Consider the following 20,033-nt stretch of genomic DNA (forward strand, 5'->3'; position numbering starts at 1 on the left):
TCGCAAGCTGATTTTCGGAGTTTTTTTCTCACTCTCTTTTATATATTCAGTCTTAATTTTGTAAGTTTGAGTATCGAATAATCGGCATTTGTCAGTTTGCTTGCGCGAGCATTTTCTTGATTAATTGAACTTGAAACTGCTGTTGAGCCTGCTGGGCAATTTCCAGCTGTTGGGTAGTTGACAGCTGCGGATTCTTTTGCAGTGCACTTTGTAACTGAGCCTTAACGAACGCTTCTGCCTGTTGCTTTAGAGCAGTTTGAGCAGCTGCATTACTGGATTTCATCTGTTTTTTTAGCAGTTCAGCCTGCTTGACGGTAAGCTTGACGTAGTTTTTTGGATACCTAAGCGTATTGGTACGTGAGATTAGATTGCCATCCATCTTGGAACCAGCAAACAGTAAGCGATAGAATTTATTCTTAAAACGCCAGCGCGTCTCTTTGGTCGTTAGCGTTGCCTTGGTGTCGTTTGTCTTGACAACGCGGTTAGTAGTATATCCATCAGTTTGAGTATGCGTGGTTTTTGCTGAGTCGTCATTAGTCCGATAAACGTAGACGTCGTCTTTACCAGAGGTACCAATCGGCTGGTAGAGGATGATCGGCAGCTGGCTGCTTGCTGAATAGATTTGCGTGGTTTTGGTCGTCGTAACCTTTTTCATGCCAAAATGATCATGAAAGTTGGTGGTAATCAGAACCGTTGAACCAACAAAGATAATGCCAGTAATCAAACCGGCGATTATTCGCGTACGCCGACTGGGAGCAAACATGATCGAGATAAAGAAGGCAATTGCACCCAGAAACATTAAAACAGTAATCATTTGGCACTGCCTCCTTTCTGTATATTGTCAGCATCATATCTGGCATTGATCTTGTTATGATTCTTCAATTTGGAGGATGCCAAAAGGCCGATAACGGCAAACGTGATGGCGACCCAGAAGGCTGCATGGTAGCCGTTTAGCGTGGCATCGATCATTTTGGCCTTGTATTGAAGTGGAGAAGCCTTAAGCAGGGCATGTGATGGCTTTTGTGAATTGGTAACGTTGGTTAAAATTGAGATCAGAATTGCCGAGCCCATTGATGAAGCCACTTGACGGATCGTATTGTTGACGGCCGTGCCATGTGAGATCATCTCAAATGGCAGTGCGTTCATGCCTGAGGTCGTAACCGGCATCATAACCATTGAGATCCCGAATAGCCGCACGGCATATAAGAAAATTACGTCGAAAATAGGCGTCTCTCGGGTCAGAAAGGCAAATGGAATCGTCCCAATCGTTAAGATAAACATCCCAGTCATTACCAGTCGCTTAGCACCGTAACGGTCAAAAAGATCACCGGTAACCGGGCTCATCAATCCCATCATTAAAGCACCTAACAGCAGTGACAGACCAGAATGAAAGGCCGACATGCCATGAACGATCTGCAGATAAAGCGGCAGTACCAGTTCAACGCCGACCATGGCAATCATGACAATCGAGCTGAGTAGTGTAGCCAGGGTAAATTCAGGCGTCTTAAAGACCTTAAAGTCCAAAAACGGGTTGGTCAGCTTGGTTTGACGCCAGACCAGCAGTGCAATCAAGATAGCACCAAAGATGATCGAAACCCAGACAACGGTGCTAGTCCAGCCTTTGTCACCGACGGATGAAAAACCATACAAAACGCTACCAAAGCCCAGCGTGGAAATGACCAAAGACAGCCAGTCAAGCGTTGGATCGGTGTTTTTAAGTACGTTTTGCATCAAAAAGAAGCTGGCAATGATTACGACGGCCACGATTGGAATAATCATGCCAAAGAGTACCCGCCATGAGTAGTTGTCCACTACCCATCCGGAAAGTGAAGGACCTAGAGCTGGTGCCAGAGCAATCACCAGACCGTTGATTCCCATGGCGGCTCCACGCTTTTCAGGCGGGAAGATCGTCAGCATGATGTTTTGCATCAAGGGCATTGTAATTCCGACTGCGGTTGCTTGAATCAGTCGGCCGCACAGTAAGGTACCAAAATTAGGGGCGAGAAAGGCGGTAATGGTCCCCAGTTCGAAAATCGACATTGCTGAGATATAGAGCCATTTTGAGTTGAATTTGTTGCTTAGATATGCCGAAACCGGAATCATGATCCCATTGACCATCATAAAACCGGTTGTCAGCCATTGAACGGTTGCCGTGCTGATGTCAAAAGCCTTCATCAGGGTTGGAAAAGCCGTGGCTAGAATAGTTTGATTCAAGACCGTACAAAAGCTTCCGACCAGCATTACCATTACCAAAAGATTGCGATGGTATGGCTTACCGTTGATATCGACTGCCATGTTTACAGACAAGATAAAGCCTCCTTTTTTGATTGTTTATATTTTAAAAGCAGAGACTAATATAGAATGATCAGATATCTTTGTCAAATTTTTTGATAAAGATCGCAGTAAATGATATATTAAACGAAAAGATGCCGAAAGGAAGAAAAAATGAGTGCCATAACAGAAGAGTTTCGTAAGATGTTCGTGCATGAAAAGCTGCTGATCAGTATGACTGAGCTTTCCCAGGCAGTTGGCGTCTCACCAAGTCAAATTCGCTATTGGGAGCGCAAGGGATATATTGTCTCAGAACAAGAACAGCAGCATAAAAACCATAAATATTCGATGACAACACTGGTTAAGGTTGCTGGAATCAAATATTTTTTGGACGAAGGCTACACGCTGCCAGTTGCCGTTAAAAAACAAGAAGAACACTGTGATATGTCGCGTGCGCTTAAGCATTTCATTGCCGATCGCCTATTGGACTTTGAAAAGGCTGCCGACGGAGCAACCCTGATTAATCTAGGGACCCTGGATGATGATCCCCAAAAAGAAATTGTTGCTAAAGTTAATGGTGCTGGACACGTTCAGCTGCTATTACGTGATCGGCAGTCAAAATAATCAGAAATTGGTTTGTCATTTTGGTTTAAATGACTGACGGCACGGTTGGCTTAAACCGAATCGGCAAAAAAGTGATAAGCTAATAATGTACAGTATTTAAAAAGGGGACGAGTTCATGAGTGAAAATACTTTTGGCTTTAATGAACTGACCGATGCAGCACAAGACAATGCTTTGAAAACATTTGCCAAGTACTACGTCCGCCAGTACAAGCAAGATAATCTGGAGATCATCGATGCCTTGGCCAATGATGATGAGGCCGTAGCCATGATCAATCAGATCTTGGAGGAAAACAACTATCTGACAGAGGCCAAGTTGGCCGATATGAGTATTGCGATGGTCAAATCTTGCTATGTAAAAATTTTAAACGAACTATCGGCACGTTTTGATGAAGACGGCGAACCGGTTGAATCCTGGGAAACCTGGATGCAATCAGAGCACGCCAAGCTGCCGCAAGAAGACTAGATCAACAAAGGGCTGGGAATTAACTCAACCTTTTAACTATGTATGGATAATAATGCCTCAGCGCAGTAGCTGGCTGGCAGGTCAAATGCTGATAAATCAACATTTGACCGACCTAGCCATCCTTGCGGAGGTTTGAAGACAAACTCCGAAAATCGGTTGCAAGCTGATTTTCGGAGTTTTTTCTCACTCTCTTTTATTTTTCCCAAAAGCGACTTACTACTAATGCCTTTTAGGATGTGTTAGAATAAACTAAGTTTTATTTGAACGGATAAATAATACGAGTTGCTCATTTTCAAATTCGGATGTGACGTCATTTTAAGACGGCGCTGTTTTGGCTTGCATTGATTTCTGAATTATGAAAATTGGCGAACATCAATCATATAAAGGAAAGAAAGGTATTATGCGCAAATTAAAAATCAAAAACAATGAAGTCGCTTTTTATGCCATGGGTGGCTTGGGCGAGATCGGTAAGAACATGTACTGTGTCCAGTTCCAAGATGAAATCATCATCATTGACTGTGGGGTGCTCTTCCCAGAAGATGAACTGCTTGGAGTCGACTATGTCATTCAAAACTATGACTATTTGGTAGAAAACAAGGATAAGATTAAAGGGATCTTTATTACGCACGGTCACGAAGACCACATTGGCGGCCTGCCATTCTTTTTACAAAAGGTTAATGCACCAATCTATGCTGGTCCATTTGCCATGTCTTTGATTCGTGGCAAGCTGGAGGAAAAGCACCTGTTAAAGAGCGCTGAACTGCACGAGATCAATGAGTTTGATACGGTGCACTTTAAAAAGCTGTGGGTCTCGTTTTTCAGAACGACGCACTCAATCCCGGATACGCTGGGGGTTGCCGTTCATACACCACAAGGTACGATCGTTCAAACCGGTGACTTTAAGTTTGACCTAACGCCGGTTGGTCATCTGCCAGGGCCAAACTTTCAGCAGATGGCAAAGCTTGGCGAAGAGGGCGTGCTGCTTTTGACCTCGGACTCAACCAATGCAGAACGACCAGAATTCACCAAGTCCGAGCGCTGGGTTGATATTCATATTCGGCGCATCTTTGAACGCATCAAAGGTCGAATCATCTTTGCATCTTTTGCCTCCAATGTTTATCGTCTGCGAGAGGCCAGTGACGCAGCCTTAAAGCAGGGCCGTAAAATTGCCGTGTTTGGCCGCAGTATGGAAAATGCCATTACGGCTGGCCAGGAGCTGGGCTATCTGCATATTCCAGAAGATGCATTGATTGATCAAAATGATATTAACAGCTATCCGCCGGAAAAGGTCATGATTATGTGTACTGGATCGCAGGGTGAGCCAATGGCCGCATTGAGTCGTATTGCCAATGGTACGCACCGTCAGATTACCATTCAGCCAGGCGATACGGTCGTCTTCTCATCCAACCCGATTCCCGGCAATACCACCAGCGTCAATGCGTTGATCAACAAGCTGGAAGAAGACGGTGCTGAGGTTATTCACGGCTACGTCAACAATATCCATACATCCGGTCACGGTGGTCAGGTTGACGAAGAACTGATGCTGCGTTTAATGAAGCCAAAGTTCTTTGCTCCGGTTCATGGTGAGTACCGGATGCAAAAGATTCATACCAAGCTGGCAGAATTAACCGGTGTCCCAGCTGATCACAGCTTCGTGTTGGCCAATGGCGATGTGCTGGCCTTAACCAAGGATACGTGTCGCGTTGCCGATCACATCGAAACGGCAAGCGACGTCTACATTGATGGTCGCGATGCCGGCGATACCGTGGGCAATCCGGAAATCCGAGAACGACGGATGCTTTCTGAAGAAGGGGTCGTAACCGCCATTGCCGTTGTTGATCTTAAGGACTATCAGATCGTTGCTGGCCCAGACATCGTTTCACGTGGCTTCGTCTACATGCATGAATCTCAAGAGCTGATCAAGGCTGCCAATCATGAAGTCTTCTGGGCAATCTTGAATACCTTTAAGAATCATCAGCACGTTGATCGGCGTGCGATTAACCGCACCATTGTCAGCCGCCTGCAAAAGCTGCTGTTTGAATGGACGGGTCGGCGTCCAGTCATCATTCCGATGGTTACGATTCTGAATGCTGATGAAGAAGGGCAAGGCAGCGATCTGCAGCGTGACGTTCGCCATAACACCCGCCGGACTAACTCGCGCCCTAAGCACAAGACTAAGAACGGCACTGCCAATAACGAAAACGATAAGTCACGGCCACGACCACATCGTCGTAATCGACCAGCTGCCAAGAAAAATGAGCAGCCAGTCGCAGCAGAAAAATAACCGATTGATAAAAGTTCGTCTGCAAGACGGGCTTTTTATTTTTAAAATAACGCCGGCTTTTTTGATTCCAAGCTTAATCAATCGGCAACCCTCTGGTATTATGAAAGCTGTAATTATTTTTGTTTTCATTATTTAAGGAGGCTTTTTGATGTCAGGGAGAGACTATCTTCACATCTGGTATCAGGCCCAGTTGGTTGGCGCTTTAATTTTCTTGATTGCCGTTGCTTGGTGGAACGTCTTGATTATGGGACGCGGCATTCGGCTGTTGGTATTCATTTTGGCGCTGGTTGTTTTAGAAGGTCTGATGATTACCATTGTTGCGCATGTACCACGTTGGCTTAGATTAACGGATGTTTTTTTGCAGACCATGCTGCAGCCAATCATGCTGATCATGCTTTGGGGAACCGTTACCCGAGAGATTATCGTGCGGCTGTATCTGCCGGCACGGGGCGTAATTGCAGTAACGCTGCTGTATTATCTGATCATGTTTGCTCCATTTGCCAGTGAGATTGGCGGTCAGATGGAAAACGTGGTCGCTCGCATCATCTTTTTAATCTATCTGTTTATGACAACGGTTATGATGATGCAGTACTTTTTACCCGATAAGTTTATTCAGCCACAGCTTTTTAAAGAGTTTATCGAAACCGGCTTTTGGGGCGCCTTGGCATTTTTTGTTTCGGTAACGGTTTTGATGCGAGCCTGGCATTTGTCATGGCCAGGTTTGATACCGACGTTTGGTACTGGCTGGAGCTGGTGGGTAATGAGCGTTCTGCTGGCTGTTTATGTAATTTATTTGGCATTTGATATTTTCCAAACCGGTTGGCTGCAGTTTGATTTTCACGTTCAATGGAATCGGCGTTTAGTCTTGACGGCTCTGGAAGCAGGAATTGCTGAAGAGACGCTTTGCCGTTTTGGAATTTTAGGCGCGCTGCTTTATGCCTGCCGTAATCTGACGCAGCGTGTACCGATTGCGATAGGTTTGAGCGCACTCTGCTTTGGACTGCTGCATCTGCCAAATGCTGCTGTGCAAAAATGGGACGTGACGATTCTGCAGATGATCTTTGCAATCGGTTTGGGACTTTATTTGGCCGTGGTCTATCTGTACACGGGACAATTATGGCTGACAATGCTGATGCACTTCTTTATCGATGCAGCGATCTTTTGCCTAACGCATCATGAAACGATGGTTGGCAGCACCAGCACGGCTGATTGGATTGTGCTGGCAATTGAGTTTCTGTATTTTGCCGGCATTGCCTTATGGATGATGTTTGGTAATCGGCGCGTGGTTATGGAACGGCATGCCGATCGCTTTACCGGTGATCATCAACATTTTGATTTCTCGTTTGATTTTAGAATGTGAAGTTTTGGTAAAGACCCTATATTAAATCATAAAAAAAGCTTATCATTATAAACAGCGATTTTTGAAAGGATGTTTAACTTAATGATAATTGAATTGATCAAGTCCTTTATTTTCGGGCTTGTGGAAGGGATCACCGAATGGCTGCCAATCAGCAGTACCGGACATATGATTTTGTTGGACCAGTTCGTTAAACTGGACGTGTCCAAATCGTTTTACAGCATGTTTGAGGTGGTCATCCAATTAGGTGCAATTATGGCCGTTGTCGTGATCTATTGGAAGCGCATCTGGCCATTCCACCACAGTCAGGCAGTAGGGATCGATGCGCCAAAGGGGATCTGGCGCTACATTGATAAAGATATTATGATCATGTGGGTCAAGATCTTTATCTCTTGTCTGCCAGCCGGGATCATCGGGGTTGCCTTTAACGATACCTTTGAACGGCTTTTTTATAACCCAGTCAGCGTTGCAATTGCCTTGATTGTTTTCGGGGTCGCCTTTATTTGGATCGAAACCGTTCACAAGGGTAAAAAAGCCAAGGTCAATTCAATTGCTGAGATCTCATACAACATGGCCATTATGATTGGCTTCTTCCAGCTGATTGCAGCGGTTTTCCCTGGGACCAGCCGTTCGGGGGCAACGATTGTCGGGGCCTTGCTGTTAGGGGTATCACGAACGGTTGCTGCTGAGTATACCTTCTTCTTGGCAATTCCAGTCATGTTTGGGGCGGCTTTGTTTAAGCTGCTCAAGTTCGGGCTGACTTTTACCTCGATGGAGTTTTGGATCATGGCAGTCGGTTTGATCACGGCATTTGTCTCATCAATCATTGTCATTAAGTTCTTGATGCACTACATCAAAAAGCACGACTTCAAGGTATTTGGGTGGTATCGGATTATCCTTGGCTTAATCGTCTTGCTTTATTTCCTGGTTTTGAAGTAATAAAAAGCACTGCTTGGGGCAATTAGCCTTATGCAGTGCCTTTTTAGTCAGAAAATATTGAGTGATTTCCTGGGAAATTGATTACATTTCCTCACCCATCTTACGGTAGGAATCCATACCGCCCAGCCAAAGCTCATTTATTGGTACGTGGCGCTCTTCAGCAAATGCCCGCATCAAAGTCATGTGATCCATCAGATGATAGTGCTTGTCGGGATCGTTTGGATCAATGACTTTCATTTGGGCCATCATTCCCCCGTCCTCATGTTCCAGAATATGACAATGGTACATAAAGACGCCCGGTACATCGAACCATACCTTGATTAAGACATGCTCGCCTGGATTGATGGCAATCGTATCTTTTAACCCCAATTCATTTGGATTTGGGGCATGACCATCGCGCGATACCGTGACAAAACCAGTTCCATGCATATGATATGGGTGAATCATACCTGGAGCATGGTTGGTGTTTTCAATATCCCAGAGCTGAACCTTGTGCATTGGCATTTGGTAGTCGATACGATCCATCTTGAATTTTTTGCCATTCATGGCTACCGCCTCATCCATGCCATCCAAGGTTACATAATGAATCGGCATTTCTGGTGAAACGGCTGGATTAGGCGTCTCAAACAAGATGTCTGGCAGCTTGGTGTGATCCGGCTTGAATTCGTGAATCCGGAAGTGTAAAAGTGGTGTGTTATCGGAATAGAGCACAACCTCATCGCCAGGCTGATATTTACCAAAGTCAACGATGATTTCAGCCCGTTCTGCACATGTCAGCATCAGCTTGTTCATTTTTAATGGCTTTGGCAGCAATGAAAGATCACCGGCAATCTGAGTAAACGGTAGCTCATCACTAAAGTGCAGCCGCCATTCGCGACGGTTGGCACCGTTTAAAAAGCGCAGTCTTACTTTTTGAGTAGTAACGTCAAAGTAAGGGTTGATCGTACCGTTGATCATTGGTGTTGGTCCCAAGATACCATCTGGATCATAGTCCTTTCGGTAATCCCATTGATTGTTTTCGTGAAAATGGCGATCCTGTAAGATTACGGGAATATCATCGATGCCGTAATTGCGTGGCAAGGGCAATTGGGATTCATGCTGATCTTGAACGATCGCGCCGCCAGCCAGTCCATGCCAGACCTGCTCGGCCGTTGATGGACAGGGATGGGCGTGCAGCCAGACGAAGGCCGCTGGCTGATGAATGGTAAATTCAACATCTCTGGTTTGGCCGGGATAAACCGGAGCATGACAGCCACCGTCTTCAATTGGTCCCGGAATTGCCAGTCCATGCCAGTGGAAGGTGGTGACTTCAGGCAGATCGTTAATGTAATGAATATGGACGGTCTGACCGTCTTTAAAGATCACGGTCTTGCCAAGTAGCGGCCCGTTGTAGCCCCAGGTTTTGGTTTTTTCGCCGGGCAGAAGCTGAATGGCACCAGTTTGTGCGGTGATCGTATAGTAGACATCGGTAGCGGTCTCTTGATCTGGTTTTAAAATCTCGGGGATCCGCAGCGGTTGTGCGGGAGCATCGGCAACCTTTAGCGGAATATATGCACGGTCATGATAGTCAAATGCGGCTTCATTGTAAAAGTAGTCTTGAATGAGTTCTTGGTCGTTCATGTCAATAGCCTCCCTTAATTGAATACGCTTTCAAAAATATTATACCGCAATTAGAAATTAATTAAACTGAATTAAACGATAGACGTTTTATATATCATTAAATAATATTTAGGTATGTCTAAAAAATTGAGTTTACAACGCCGGCAAATGTAGTAACATAGACATAGATGAGTTAATGAACATCAGTCAGTACCGGCGAGTGGAGTCGGTTTTTATCTAAGAGAGGAGTCGTTAGTTTGTTCGACATTAAGCCAAAGAAATTCAAAAAGATTCTCGTCGGGGTTGACGATGCGCCTGACGCCCGGGCTGCTTTTTCATATGCCGTTGATAAGGCTAAGCGTGATGGATCCGAGATCGGAATCGTTTCAATTCTGGAGACTAATCATGTCAACATCTACCAGGTGTTAGACAAAGACTACGTTCACAGTACGGAAGATGAACTGCGCAGCCGCCTAAACGACTACGTCCAGGCAGCCATCGACTATGGCGTAGATCCTAAAAAGATTACGGCCATCGTTGATCAAGGTGATCGTCCTGCTGAACGGATCTGCAATCACGTTATCCCTGAATTCAAGCCTGATCTGCTGATTATTGGCTCAATCGGCAAGAACGGCAATCGTAATACGGTTGGCTCTCAGGCCTCTTACATGGTTAAGCATTCTGGAACCTCCGTATTCGTTATTCGTACCGATGAGGTCAAGCATTACGAATAGTCAGCTGAGCAAAAATATCGCTGCTGATCGTCAAAAGGCAAGACTAGTGCTGATTTTGGCACTGGCTTGCTTTTTATATTGTGATGTTGAAAAATAAAAAACTTGTTGGTTCTCGATTCTATGTTATAATGATTCTAAACTAAAACAAGAAAAGAGGACTGGCTAATGAAAAAGAAAATGTCGCTGGCACAAAAGATCAATGTGCTGCGAGCCAGTGTCATGGGTGCCAATGACGGCATCATTTCAGTTGCCGGGATCGTTATTGGGGTGGCGGCAGCGACCAGCAATCCCCATGCTATTTTAATTTCAGGACTTTCCGGCAGCTTGGCCGGGACGATTTCAATGTGTATGGGGGAATACGTTTCGGTTTCGACCGAAAAAGACTCGCAAAAAATGGCGTTGATTGAGGAAAAAGAACGCCTATCAGAAGACTATGATCGAGAATTTAATTATGTTAAAAATAAGTTCCTGGCTCAAGATATTGATCCGCAACTAGCTCAGCAGGCCACTGCAGAGCTGATGAGCGAAGATCCGCTGGTAACGGCTGTTCAAGAACGCTATGGCTTTAACCCCAAAGAATTTACCAGTCCTTATGCAGCAGCAATTGCCTCACTGATTGCTTTTCCATTGGGCTCGATTTTACCAATGGTTGCGGTGATGAGCTTTCCCCATGAGATTGCAATCATGGCGACAATTATTGCGGTTTTGATTGCGCTGATTATTACTGGTTATTTAGCGGCAGTATTGGGTAAGTCCGATCGTTTAAAGTCAGTGGTTCGCAACGTGGCATCCGGTTTATTGACGATGCTGGTAACGTATTTGATTGGTCAGCTTTTTGCACGTTGAAAGGGGTAGTTGATAATGGAACAAAATAAAAAGCCCAAACAGACGATGCAAGAAAAGCTCAATACGCTGCGAGCGGGTGTTCTGGGAGCCAACGATGGAATTTTGACCGTGGTTGGCGTGCTGGTCTCAGTGGCGGCGGCCACGACTGATCAGTTTACGATTTTTATTGCTGGTCTGTCGGATTTATTGGCCTGTGCCTTTTCCATGGCATCAGGTGAGTATGCATCGGTTTCGACGCAAAAGGATACCGAAAAATCGGCAGTTGCGCATGAAGAGTATCTGCTTAAGCATGATTTTCAAAGTGAAGTTATTGCGGTTCGCGATCACTACATGGAAAAAGGGGTCAGTGAGGCTACGGCCACGGCAATTGCCAAGGATTTGCTGAATAAAAAGCCGTTGCAGACGGTGGTGCGCGTTAAATATGATATTGAGCTGGGGCACTACCTGAATCCTTGGAACGCAGCCTTTTCATCACTGACGGCAGCTGCAGCTGGGGGACTTTTGCCATTGTTGGCCATGGTTTTGGCACCGGTTGCCTGGCGTTGGGAGGCAGTGATTCTAGCGGTAATCTTAACCAGTGCGCTGACTGGGTTTATCAGCTCCAAGTTGGGCAATGGTCTGGTTAAGATTGCCATCGTACGTAACATTATCGTTGGGATCATTACCGTCATCATCCATTACTGCGTTGGTCGACTGTTTTAAATTTGATTGGTTAAAGCAATCCGGAATCTGGGGGTTTCGGACTTTTTTATCTGAATTTTGATGTAATCGACAGCTAAAAAATCCTTGCCTCCAGATTGGAAGCAAGGACTTTTAACGGTTATTGGGCAGCCTGCATTCTCTTTCTTAACTGAACCATGTCTTCAAAACGATTGGTGAAAATACCGGCAACGTTTTTTTCAAATAATTGCTGGGCTTCTTGATCATCGTTGACGGTCCAGATGCGCTGAGTGGCATTCGTAGCCTGGTAGTGGTGAGGATGGATGCCATGCAGATGTTCTTTTTTGATAAATTCTTGGGCTTTTGGTACGTCATTTTCGGTTAACCAGTTATAGTCTTGGCTGTCATCAAGCTGCATGCAGTTTTTTAGCGTTTGCAGATTAAATGATGAATAGATTACGGGATGTACGAGTCGATGCTTTTTAACCAGCGGCATTACGATTTTTTCGATGTCTTGATAGGCAATGTTATCGGTCTTAAATTCCAGATTAATCCAAACATCTTGGTTTTCAAAAATGTCCAGCAGCTCATCTAAAGTAGGGATGGACTCACCGTTGCCCAGCTTGAACTTACGCAGTTCAGCCAATGTGTAGTCAACAATGCGACCGGTTCCGTCAGTCGTTCGGTTGATGGTTTCATCATGCATAATCACGGGTATCTGATCTTTGGTCAGATGAACGTCAAATTCAACACCATCAATCTGATGGGCAACCACATAGCGAAAACCGGCCAGTGAGTTTTCCGGGAACTTGGCTGGGTAGCCGCGGTGCCCAAAAATCTTGGTTTGGATGGCTTGATTTGATTGTGTATTCATTTTTTTACCTCTTAAAAGATTGTCTTGTTGATTAGTCGAACCGAATTATAGCCGCTTGACATAATAAAGCAATAGCAATCTGGTAAAAAACGTGTAAATTTATTGGCAATGAATCTAATCAACAGAGCTTGTCGTGATCAACGGCTGGATTGAAGAGCTCCTCATCCTTGCCACGCTGACATTCGGCTTGCAGCGTGGTATGGCTGATTTGATACTTGTCATGCAGAATTTTTTCAACCTGTAGATAGATCTTTTCAACTTCGCTAAGCATCATATCATGGCAGTTTAAGTGAGCCGAAAAAACGATGCGGTGCTCATCGATTGTCCAGGCATGCACGTGATGAACGCCGACGACTCCAGGAACCTGCAGCAGGTCGTGCTTGATGGCGTCATAATCCAGATCAGGTGATGACTGCATCAGAATGTTTAAAGTCTGCTTAATGATTGGCAAGGCTTCTTTGGCAATGTAGAGTGCAACTAGGATCGTCAGGGTTGGATCAAGCCAGGTGACATTGAAAAACATTAAAATAATCCCGCCAAAAATTACGGCAATTGAAGATAAGGCATCACTTAAGACGTGCAGATAGGTTGCCTTGACGTTTAAGCTGTCGTGACTGCCACTGTGCAAAAGCAATGCCGAAACCAGGTTGGCAATCAAACCGATAATAGCCACGATCAGCATGATGCGGCCGTTGATGTGTTCAGGATGGCTGAAACGCTTAACGGCTTCTACGATCAGAGCAATCGAAACCACCACTAAAAAGATGCTGTTGGCCATGGCAGAGAGAATTTCAGCGCGGCGATAGCCATAAGTACGATGTTGATTTTCAGGCCGACTAGAGATGGCCTGTGCAAAATAACCCAATACGATTGAAATTGAATCACCCAAGTTGTGAAAGGCATCCGATAAGAGAGCCAGACTTCCTGATATCAGTCCACCGATGATTTCAACAACGGTAATCAATACATTGAGCAGCGTAACGATCAAGAAACGCTGCTTGGAAACGTTCGGTCGTTCCATAAATTATTCCCCCACCTTAAAAAAACAGCTAAAAATAGATTTAGGTATTCCAAATTACATTTTTATGATATGTTATAATCTAATTAGTTTCAATATGGAAAAATACATGGTTAAATGCTCAACGACACTTACTGCCGCTGATTTTTAGGAGGAAGCTGCACAAAACATGACCCCGATGAAAGAAGACTATCTAAAGATTATTTTTGAGCTGGGTGGAGGCTATAAAAAGGTTTCCAACAAGGAAATTTCACTGGGATTGGGCATCGCAGCCGGTTCGGTTACGGAAATGATCACCAAGCTGACGGAAGAAGGGCTGGTATCTCATGAACCATATGATGGGATCGCTCTGACGCCGGAAGGGATTAAGCATGCGGCTGAATTGGTTAGAAAGCACCGACTTTGGGAAACGTTTCTGGTTGATGATCTTCACTACAGCATGACCGACGTTCACCCCGAAGCTGAGGTTTTGGAACATAATACCAGTGATCGCTTGGCAACGGCATTGGATGCCTTTTTAAATCATCCCAAGTACTGTCCACATGGGGGTGTAATCCCAGCAGCCAATGGCAAGTTTGACAATGTCAGCCATCGACTGTTAGCCGACGCCAAGGATGGTGAGACGGTTGTCATTGAGCGCTTCTTGGACAATCATGAGCTGCTGATTTACTTAAATGAAGTTGGCCTTAAGCTCCATGCCAAGGTCAAGGTCATCAAGCACGAGCCGTTTGAAGGGCCGATTTTGGTTGAGTGCCTGGATAACGGTAAACAGCTGAGTATCTCATATAAGGCTTCGCATAATATTTTCGTTAATCAGGAATTTTTGCAGAACTAGACAAAACGGATCTTTGAGTCTGGGTTTGATGCGGCAGTATCCGCATTGAACCCTTTTGTCATTTTATTCGTGATTATGCATCAAATCAGAAATGGATGGTTGAAAGTGGAAAGCAAGAATGAAAAAAATCTTGCCATTACTGCATGTCTGCTAGCGGGAAGGTTGTTGATCGAAAATGGCTCAAACATGGAGCGCGTCAATGACACGATGCGGCGAATGGCACAAAGCGCTGGCTTGAAAAAATTTGAGGCTTTTACAACGATGACGGCGATCGTTGCCTGTGCCGAGCATCGGCCTAATACGCAGGTAATCGATATTCACCAGCGAAAATTGAATCTTAATAAGGTAGCGGCCGTCAACAGCTTATCAAGGCAATTTGCGGATCATAAAATTGATCTGATTGAGCTTTACGATGGCTTAAAAAAGGTTGATCACCAGCCGCAGCAGACCTCAGATTTTGTTCAATGCGTTGCGGCCGGTGTATTAAGTTGGGCCTTGACGATTGTTTATACCGGTAATGTTCATGATTCGCCATTTGCAGCACTGATCGGTTTTTTGAGCTATCTGGTCTATCTGATGCTGGGTAAGCATTCTAAGGCAAAGTTCGTCAACGAGTTTTGTGCCTCATTGGTAATTGCGATTTTTGCCGTAGCCTTCGTTAAGCTGCATTGGGCCAATGATATCAACGACATTATCATTGGCTGCGTCATGCCGCTGGTTCCAGGCGTACCATTAACCAATGCAGCCCGCGATCTGATGTCGGGGGATCTGATCAGTGGCACGTCGCGAGCGGTTGAGGCCACTTTGACGGCAATTGCCATTGGCTGTGCGATTGTTTTGGTGCTGCGCTATGTTTAAGAGGTAGAATCAATCATGGAAAATTTTTGGATTCGATTGGTCTTTGAATTTATCTTGGCCGATCTTTCGACGATCTGTTTTGGAATCTTGCTAAACGTTCCCAAACGAGCTTATCATTCTGCCGGTGCAATCGGCGGAGCCAGCTGGGCCTTTTATTGGATCATCTATTATCAGCTGCATCTTGGCCTGGCATTGAGCAATCTATTGGCAGCGATTATGATTGGTATCTTGAGTATGGCAGCAGCTCGCTGGCAAAAAATGCCGATGATCATTTTTAACGTTCCAGCACTGGTGCCATTGGTTCCTGGTGGCCAAGCCTATAAAATGGTGCGTTATTTTGTATTAGGCAGCAATTCAACAGCGTTGGTTTATCTTTATCAAGTGTTGGTGATTGCCGGTGCGATTACCTTGGGTTTTGGCCTGGGCGACCTGATCAACCGATTGATATTTTCGGAACGTCACTTAAGTAATCGCTAGAATGTGATATAATAAAATTTATTGTGGCTGATGCCATGACAAGATCCTACAAAGGGGCTTTTAAAATGCTGATAGGACAAGATCCGAATCGTTGGAAGCGATTCATGGTAAGCTTTGTGTTATTTCTGATCATTGCCGGCATGGTAATGAGCAATTCGATGATCCTGCAGGTACTGGACTCGGTTTTTCAGGCCTTATTTGGACCCAACCCTAATCACACGCCGAATATGACCTATCACTTGATGGTTGTGGTGGCATTTTTGGGGAGTCCAAAGATGGATATTGTCTGGATGCTGATTATTACTTTCTTTTTGTGGGGATTTAAGTATAAGGTGCCGGCACTTTGGGCATGGATGACTTTAATTGTTGGTGATCTGTTGAGTTTGATCATCAAGTACGTGGTCAAAAGAGATCGTCCACTGCAGCATCTGAGCCATGACAAGGGTTATAGCTTTCCTAGTGGGCATGTCGTGAGCTTTTTTTTGGTGGCAGCAGTGCTGTTTTTGATTGTGGTGCCATTGATCAAAAAAGCTGCGGTGCGGGTGATCTGCCAGCTTCTGCTGATTTTAGCCGTTTTTTTGGTGGCTGTTTCGCGCATCTATCTGTATGCCCACTATCCATTTGACACGGTGGGGGCAATGCTTTTGGCTTATGCTTGGTTGCAGATTTCAGAAACGCTTTATCTGACGTTTGCTGGCGACGTTAAAAATCGCTGGAAAATGACGTCTAATTCGAAACTTTAAAATAAAAAACCCAGTGTCGTCCAAAATCGACACCGGGTTTTTTGATATATTTCCCAGGAAATGCTATTCAAAAAGATCATCGATCCATTCACAAGCCAGTTCAACCCAGTGAGCGACATGGGGTTGGTCAACATCATCATGATGGGCGACAATGGCATTGGCAATATCCATGCCGTGTGGTCCGTGCGCAAACACGTGCAGCTCTTGGGGAATCTGATGTTCTAGCAAGGCCTGACTATAATTGAGAGTATTTTGAACCGAAACGACTTGATCGGTAAAAGTCGTCCACATAAAGGTTGGGGCATTTTGCGCGTTAACATGCATCGAAGCGTTATAGCGTTCCGGCTCATCGGTCCATTGATTGCGAGTAGCTGCGTCTTTGGGGAAATTGAGATTAAGATCAATAACTGGATAACCCAAAATAACGGCATTTGGTTTTAGAGTAGCACCGGGCATGTTGCTGGCTTGGCTCAGCCATTTTTCATGCCAGTAATCATTGTACAGTGCAGCAACGTGACCGCCGGCAGAAAATCCCATGATTGTTAGCTGATCGGCTTTGAGATGCCATTTTTCGGCATTATTTCTGATCATTGCCACAGCAAGTGCTAAATCAATCAAAGGATTTGGATAGACTGGCTGCCGTTCACTGGTGAAAGTATAGCGCAGAATGAATACCTGAAAACCGCTTGCTGAAAAACTCAGGGCAGTTTTTTCGGATTGCTCAACCGGAATGTGGGTCATTGAACCACCTGGAACAAAGATCAGCGGCCGAAACTGCTGTACTGGCGACTTGGGAACCGGCGTCTGCAGATAGCCAGTTAGAGTCGCCTTGGTTTGATATTTATTGGTGCTTAGATTTTTTTGAATGATTTTCATTAAAAAGACTCCTAAAAAAGATCTTGGTAGGTGAAATTATAATGCAGAAACGATTACTTTGGTCAATTAAGACCCAACGTCTGCAAATTTATCAAGGTAGTAATGATGATTTGCAGGCAGTTTTAAAACTGTTGAAAGATGATGAACTGGTTAGACTAAGCGGGTTGCAGCTGCCCAACGATCAGATGATACGCAGCTGGGCAGTCAGTAATTGGCTTAGCCAAAAGCAGCTTTTGCTGATTAACGATCAAAATAATCAATTAATTGGTTTGATTGGCTTATTCTCGATATATGCAGATGATGGTCAGCTGTGTTCAAAAATGGCAGCGCTGGGATATCTGCTGAAAAAAAGCTGCTGGGGAAATGGAATCATGACTGAGGCGTTGGCAAACGTCTTACCAGCATTGGCAAAAAATAGCGAGTTTAAGCTTTTGCATGCGGATGTGGCCAACGAAAATATTCGCTCGCAATCTTTATTGAAAAAGCTCGGTTTCGATCAGGTCGGTAATGAAAACGGTTATTTGAAAATGGTTAAAGCTTTGTAATTACATGCAGAAACTTGTTTAAATATTTATTTTAGTGTATAATCTTTTCGTTGTCGCAAATAAGCCAATTTGGGCAGATAGTCCAATCAATATGGTTTTTTTGCTTGAAATGCGCTAAAATGTTTAATCATATTAAGTATGCACACCTTATACTTTATCCATGAGAAATGTATAATAGGCGCTCGAAATTGTCATAGAGGAGGAATCCATTTACGATGAGTGGAGAGGCAAAGAAAGGCGGCGCGGAAAGTCAGACAATGCCTGGCAATTCCGGCCATATGAAACGGACGCTGCAGACTCGGCATCTGTCGATGATTGCCCTGGGTGGCTCGATTGGTACCGGGATGATGATTGCCAGTGGATCGGCGATCTCAACGGCCGGACCTGGTGGGGCTCTGGTAGCCTACAGCATGATGGGGATCATGGTTTACTTTTTGATGACCAGCCTGGGTGAGATGGCTACCTACATTCCGCTGACTGGATCGTTTGCCACTTACTGTACCAAATTTGTTGATCCGGCGCTGGGTTTTGCCATGGGCTGGAACTATTGGCTGAACTGGGTGATTACGATTGCTGTTGATGCCGTTACTTCAGGGGTCATTATTCAGTTCTGGTGGCCTAAGTTTCCAGAATGGATCTTCAGTGGATTCGTTTTGTTGGTGATTTTTTTAATCAACTATCTATCGGTACGCTCTTATGGTGAGACCGAGTATTGGCTGTCAATCATCAAGGTCGTAACGATCGTAGTCTTCTTGATCGTTGGTTTCATGATTATTTTTGGGATCATGGGCGGTCAAGGACCAATCGGCCTAAAGAACTTCCACTATAAGAAAGCGCCATTTGTCGGCGGCTTCCCAAGCATTCTGACCGTCTTCTTGGTGGCTGGGATGTCATTTCAAGGGACTGAGCTGGTTGGGATTACGGCTGGCGAGTCCGCAACGCCGGAAAAATCCGTGCCGAAAGCCATTCACTCGACTTTCTGGCGGATCTTGCTGTTCTATATCCTGTCAATTTTTGTGATGGCCTGCATTTTGCCATATACTGACAAGAACCTGTTGAGCAGCAACGTTCAGGACGTGGCAATGTCGCCATTTACGATTGTCTTTAAGCGGGCAGGTTTAGCGGCTGCTGCCAGTGTGATGAATGCCGTTATTCTGACGGCCGTGATCTCGTCAGCCAACTCAGGATTGTATGCTTCAACGCGGATGCTATTCTCACAAGCACGTGAAGGTTATGCTTGGAGAGGCTTTGGCTATGTCAACAAGCGGGGAATTCCGATCTATGCATTATTGGGGACGATGGCGGTTTCGTTGGCTATCTACCTGTTGCATTTCATTAGTGCCAATGCCTACAACTATTTGATTGATGCTTCTGGACTGTCTGGTTTTATTGCCTGGCTGGGAATTGCAATGGCTCACTTTAGATTCCGGCGGGCCTTTGTTGCCCAGGGACATCAACTGAGTGAATTAAAATACCATGCCACGCTGTTTCCGTTTGGGCCAATCTTTGCTTTCGTATTTTGTATGATCGTCATCGTTGGCCAAAACATCCCAGCCTTTATCCATCTGGATTGGGATAACATTTTAATCACCTACATGGCAGTTCCGATCTTTTTGATTTTGTTCATCTACTACAAGGTTCGCTACAAGACGCATCTGCTTTCGCTGCAGGAAGCTGATCTATCACGTAGTTCGCGTGGTGAAAAGTACATTACTGCTGACGGTAAGGAAATTAAATAGAAAAATTAAAACTTGCTTAAAATCAAAAGTGAGTTATAATCAATTAATATGTAAAAGAGAAGAGGTGCGAGTCTCATTAGTAGACTAGGCTGGATGCTTCAGAATCAATGCCTGGCTGAAAGGGTTGCTCGCCGAAACGCGCCTTGACTGAAGACCTTGCGCGTTGGGCCGTAGTCAAATAGATTACGGACTGTCGCAGAAAATTCTGCGGGGCGCTTCCATGATTGATTCAACAATTACGAAGTCAAGTTGAGTCGACAAGCAGGGAAGACCTTGCTTGCCGGCTCTTTT

20 protein-coding genes and 1 riboswitch are annotated in these 20,033 nt (G+C 45.0%); of the genes, 14 read left to right on the plus strand and 6 right to left on the minus strand.

The annotated features are described in order from the left end of the window. Positions 1-91 precede the first annotated feature (91 nt). Together HF864_RS05655 and HF864_RS05660 are read right to left on the minus strand one after the other, a co-directional pair. A complete protein-coding gene (locus HF864_RS05655; protein ID WP_169462074.1) occupies positions 92-814 on the minus strand; it encodes a DUF4811 domain-containing protein in 723 nt (240 codons plus the stop codon). After that, positions 811-2,295 carry an MDR family MFS transporter gene (locus HF864_RS05660; protein WP_169462100.1) on the minus strand — a complete coding sequence of 495 codons (1,485 nt, stop codon included), beginning with the start codon at positions 2,293-2,295 and terminating at the stop codon, positions 811-813. The genes HF864_RS05655 and HF864_RS05660 overlap by 4 nt, the downstream gene beginning before the upstream one ends. A gap of 150 nt (positions 2,296-2,445) precedes the next feature. Here HF864_RS05660 and HF864_RS05665 point away from each other — a divergent pair, with 150 nt between their 5' ends. The 5 genes from HF864_RS05665 to HF864_RS05685 all read left to right on the plus strand — a co-directional run bounded on the left by HF864_RS05665 (position 2,446) and on the right by HF864_RS05685 (position 7,938). After that, on the plus strand, positions 2,446-2,895 hold the full coding sequence (locus tag HF864_RS05665) for a MerR family transcriptional regulator (RefSeq protein ID WP_169462075.1): 450 nt from the start codon (positions 2,446-2,448) through the stop codon (positions 2,893-2,895). Between the two features lie 115 nt (positions 2,896-3,010). Beyond that, positions 3,011-3,358: a DUF3368 domain-containing protein gene (locus HF864_RS05670; RefSeq protein ID WP_169462076.1), complete on the plus strand. Its 348-nt coding sequence runs from the start codon at positions 3,011-3,013 to the stop codon at positions 3,356-3,358. A gap of 400 nt (positions 3,359-3,758) precedes the next feature. After that, positions 3,759-5,642 carry a ribonuclease J gene (locus HF864_RS05675; protein WP_169462077.1) on the plus strand — a complete coding sequence of 628 codons (1,884 nt, stop codon included), beginning with the start codon at positions 3,759-3,761 and terminating at the stop codon, positions 5,640-5,642. A 148-nt stretch (positions 5,643-5,790) separates the two neighbouring features. Then, positions 5,791-7,002 carry a CPBP family intramembrane glutamic endopeptidase gene (locus HF864_RS05680; RefSeq protein WP_169462078.1) on the plus strand — a complete coding sequence of 404 codons (1,212 nt, stop codon included), beginning with the start codon at positions 5,791-5,793 and terminating at the stop codon, positions 7,000-7,002. Positions 7,003-7,083: 81 nt separating this feature from the next. After that, complete coding sequence (locus HF864_RS05685) at positions 7,084-7,938, plus strand: undecaprenyl-diphosphate phosphatase (protein WP_205882294.1); 855 nt, start codon at positions 7,084-7,086, stop codon at positions 7,936-7,938. Between the two features lie 81 nt (positions 7,939-8,019). Here the strand turns inward: HF864_RS05685 and HF864_RS05690 are convergent, their stop codons facing one another. Further along, positions 8,020-9,558: a multicopper oxidase domain-containing protein gene (locus tag HF864_RS05690; protein ID WP_169462080.1), complete on the minus strand. Its 1,539-nt coding sequence runs from the start codon at positions 9,556-9,558 to the stop codon at positions 8,020-8,022. 236 nt (positions 9,559-9,794) lie between these two features. On the opposite strand from HF864_RS05690, the gene HF864_RS05695 reads away from it, so the two are divergent. From HF864_RS05695 to HF864_RS05705, 3 genes are all read left to right on the plus strand, one after another. Next, positions 9,795-10,271 (plus strand): universal stress protein, encoded by a 477-nt coding sequence (locus tag HF864_RS05695; RefSeq protein WP_169462081.1) that lies wholly within the window; start codon positions 9,795-9,797, stop codon positions 10,269-10,271. A 165-nt stretch (positions 10,272-10,436) separates the two neighbouring features. Beyond that, the gene (locus tag HF864_RS05700) at positions 10,437-11,117 is read left to right on the plus strand and encodes a VIT family protein (protein WP_169462082.1); all 681 of its coding nucleotides are present in this window, start codon (positions 10,437-10,439) and stop codon (positions 11,115-11,117) included. Positions 11,118-11,132: 15 nt separating this feature from the next. Beyond that, positions 11,133-11,819 (plus strand): VIT family protein, encoded by a 687-nt coding sequence (locus HF864_RS05705; RefSeq protein WP_169462083.1) that lies wholly within the window; start codon positions 11,133-11,135, stop codon positions 11,817-11,819. A 118-nt stretch (positions 11,820-11,937) separates the two neighbouring features. Here the strand turns inward: HF864_RS05705 and HF864_RS05710 are convergent, their stop codons facing one another. Together HF864_RS05710 and HF864_RS05715 are read right to left on the minus strand one after the other, a co-directional pair. Continuing rightward, positions 11,938-12,651: a glycerophosphodiester phosphodiesterase family protein gene (locus HF864_RS05710; protein ID WP_169462084.1), complete on the minus strand. Its 714-nt coding sequence runs from the start codon at positions 12,649-12,651 to the stop codon at positions 11,938-11,940. 118 nt (positions 12,652-12,769) lie between these two features. Then, a complete protein-coding gene (locus HF864_RS05715; RefSeq protein ID WP_169462085.1) occupies positions 12,770-13,672 on the minus strand; it encodes a cation diffusion facilitator family transporter in 903 nt (300 codons plus the stop codon). A 166-nt stretch (positions 13,673-13,838) separates the two neighbouring features. Between HF864_RS05715 and HF864_RS05720 the strand changes: the two genes are divergently transcribed. From HF864_RS05720 to HF864_RS05735, 4 genes are all read left to right on the plus strand, one after another. Continuing rightward, positions 13,839-14,504 carry a metal-dependent transcriptional regulator gene (locus HF864_RS05720; protein ID WP_169462086.1) on the plus strand — a complete coding sequence of 222 codons (666 nt, stop codon included), beginning with the start codon at positions 13,839-13,841 and terminating at the stop codon, positions 14,502-14,504. Positions 14,505-14,609: 105 nt separating this feature from the next. Beyond that, positions 14,610-15,362 carry a threonine/serine exporter family protein gene (locus tag HF864_RS05725; protein WP_169462087.1) on the plus strand — a complete coding sequence of 251 codons (753 nt, stop codon included), beginning with the start codon at positions 14,610-14,612 and terminating at the stop codon, positions 15,360-15,362. 15 nt (positions 15,363-15,377) lie between these two features. Beyond that, positions 15,378-15,839, plus strand: a complete 462-nt coding sequence (locus HF864_RS05730; RefSeq protein ID WP_169462088.1) for a threonine/serine exporter family protein — start codon at positions 15,378-15,380, stop codon at positions 15,837-15,839. Positions 15,840-15,904: 65 nt separating this feature from the next. Then, positions 15,905-16,582 (plus strand): phosphatase PAP2 family protein, encoded by a 678-nt coding sequence (locus tag HF864_RS05735; protein WP_169462089.1) that lies wholly within the window; start codon positions 15,905-15,907, stop codon positions 16,580-16,582. A gap of 63 nt (positions 16,583-16,645) precedes the next feature. On the opposite strand, the gene HF864_RS05740 is transcribed toward HF864_RS05735, so the two are convergent. Beyond that, a complete protein-coding gene (locus HF864_RS05740) occupies positions 16,646-17,458 on the minus strand; it encodes an alpha/beta hydrolase (protein ID WP_169462090.1) in 813 nt (270 codons plus the stop codon). Positions 17,459-17,499: 41 nt separating this feature from the next. Here HF864_RS05740 and HF864_RS05745 point away from each other — a divergent pair, with 41 nt between their 5' ends. Further along, a complete protein-coding gene (locus tag HF864_RS05745; RefSeq protein WP_169462091.1) occupies positions 17,500-18,003 on the plus strand; it encodes a GNAT family N-acetyltransferase in 504 nt (167 codons plus the stop codon). A 257-nt stretch (positions 18,004-18,260) separates the two neighbouring features. After that, entirely contained in the window at positions 18,261-19,742 is a 1,482-nt protein-coding gene (locus HF864_RS05750; protein ID WP_169462101.1) for an amino acid permease, read from the plus strand. Between the two features lie 51 nt (positions 19,743-19,793). Continuing rightward, positions 19,794-19,968, plus strand: a riboswitch (Lysine riboswitch). Positions 19,969-20,033 lie beyond the last annotated feature (65 nt).

It is taken from the genome of Lactobacillus sp. MRS-253-APC-2B, from assembly GCF_012843675.1.
Classification (GTDB): domain Bacteria; phylum Bacillota; class Bacilli; order Lactobacillales; family Lactobacillaceae; genus Limosilactobacillus; species Limosilactobacillus pulli.

Bases quoted from the DNA above. Each gene is read 5' to 3' on its own strand.
- HF864_RS05655 (WP_169462074.1), bottom strand. From the start codon at position 814: ATGATTACTGTTTTAATGTTTCTGGGTGCAATTGCCTTCTTTATCTCG.
- HF864_RS05660 (WP_169462100.1), bottom strand. From the start codon at position 2,295: ATGGCAGTCGATATCAACGGTAAGCCATACCATCGCAATCTTTTGGTA.
- HF864_RS05665 (WP_169462075.1), top strand. From the start codon at position 2,446: ATGAGTGCCATAACAGAAGAGTTTCGTAAGATGTTCGTGCATGAAAAG.
- HF864_RS05670 (WP_169462076.1), top strand. From the start codon at position 3,011: ATGAGTGAAAATACTTTTGGCTTTAATGAACTGACCGATGCAGCACAA.
- HF864_RS05675 (WP_169462077.1), top strand. From the start codon at position 3,759: ATGCGCAAATTAAAAATCAAAAACAATGAAGTCGCTTTTTATGCCATG.
- HF864_RS05680 (WP_169462078.1), top strand. From the start codon at position 5,791: ATGTCAGGGAGAGACTATCTTCACATCTGGTATCAGGCCCAGTTGGTT.
- HF864_RS05685 (WP_205882294.1), top strand. From the start codon at position 7,084: ATGATAATTGAATTGATCAAGTCCTTTATTTTCGGGCTTGTGGAAGGG.
- HF864_RS05690 (WP_169462080.1), bottom strand. From the start codon at position 9,558: ATGAACGACCAAGAACTCATTCAAGACTACTTTTACAATGAAGCCGCA.
- HF864_RS05700 (WP_169462082.1), top strand. From the start codon at position 10,437: ATGAAAAAGAAAATGTCGCTGGCACAAAAGATCAATGTGCTGCGAGCC.
- HF864_RS05705 (WP_169462083.1), top strand. From the start codon at position 11,133: ATGGAACAAAATAAAAAGCCCAAACAGACGATGCAAGAAAAGCTCAAT.
- HF864_RS05710 (WP_169462084.1), bottom strand. From the start codon at position 12,651: ATGAATACACAATCAAATCAAGCCATCCAAACCAAGATTTTTGGGCAC.
- HF864_RS05715 (WP_169462085.1), bottom strand. From the start codon at position 13,672: ATGGAACGACCGAACGTTTCCAAGCAGCGTTTCTTGATCGTTACGCTG.
- HF864_RS05720 (WP_169462086.1), top strand. From the start codon at position 13,839: ATGACCCCGATGAAAGAAGACTATCTAAAGATTATTTTTGAGCTGGGT.
- HF864_RS05730 (WP_169462088.1), top strand. From the start codon at position 15,378: ATGGAAAATTTTTGGATTCGATTGGTCTTTGAATTTATCTTGGCCGAT.
- HF864_RS05735 (WP_169462089.1), top strand. From the start codon at position 15,905: ATGCTGATAGGACAAGATCCGAATCGTTGGAAGCGATTCATGGTAAGC.
- HF864_RS05740 (WP_169462090.1), bottom strand. From the start codon at position 17,458: ATGAAAATCATTCAAAAAAATCTAAGCACCAATAAATATCAAACCAAG.
- HF864_RS05745 (WP_169462091.1), top strand. From the start codon at position 17,500: ATGCAGAAACGATTACTTTGGTCAATTAAGACCCAACGTCTGCAAATT.
- HF864_RS05750 (WP_169462101.1), top strand. From the start codon at position 18,261: ATGCCTGGCAATTCCGGCCATATGAAACGGACGCTGCAGACTCGGCAT.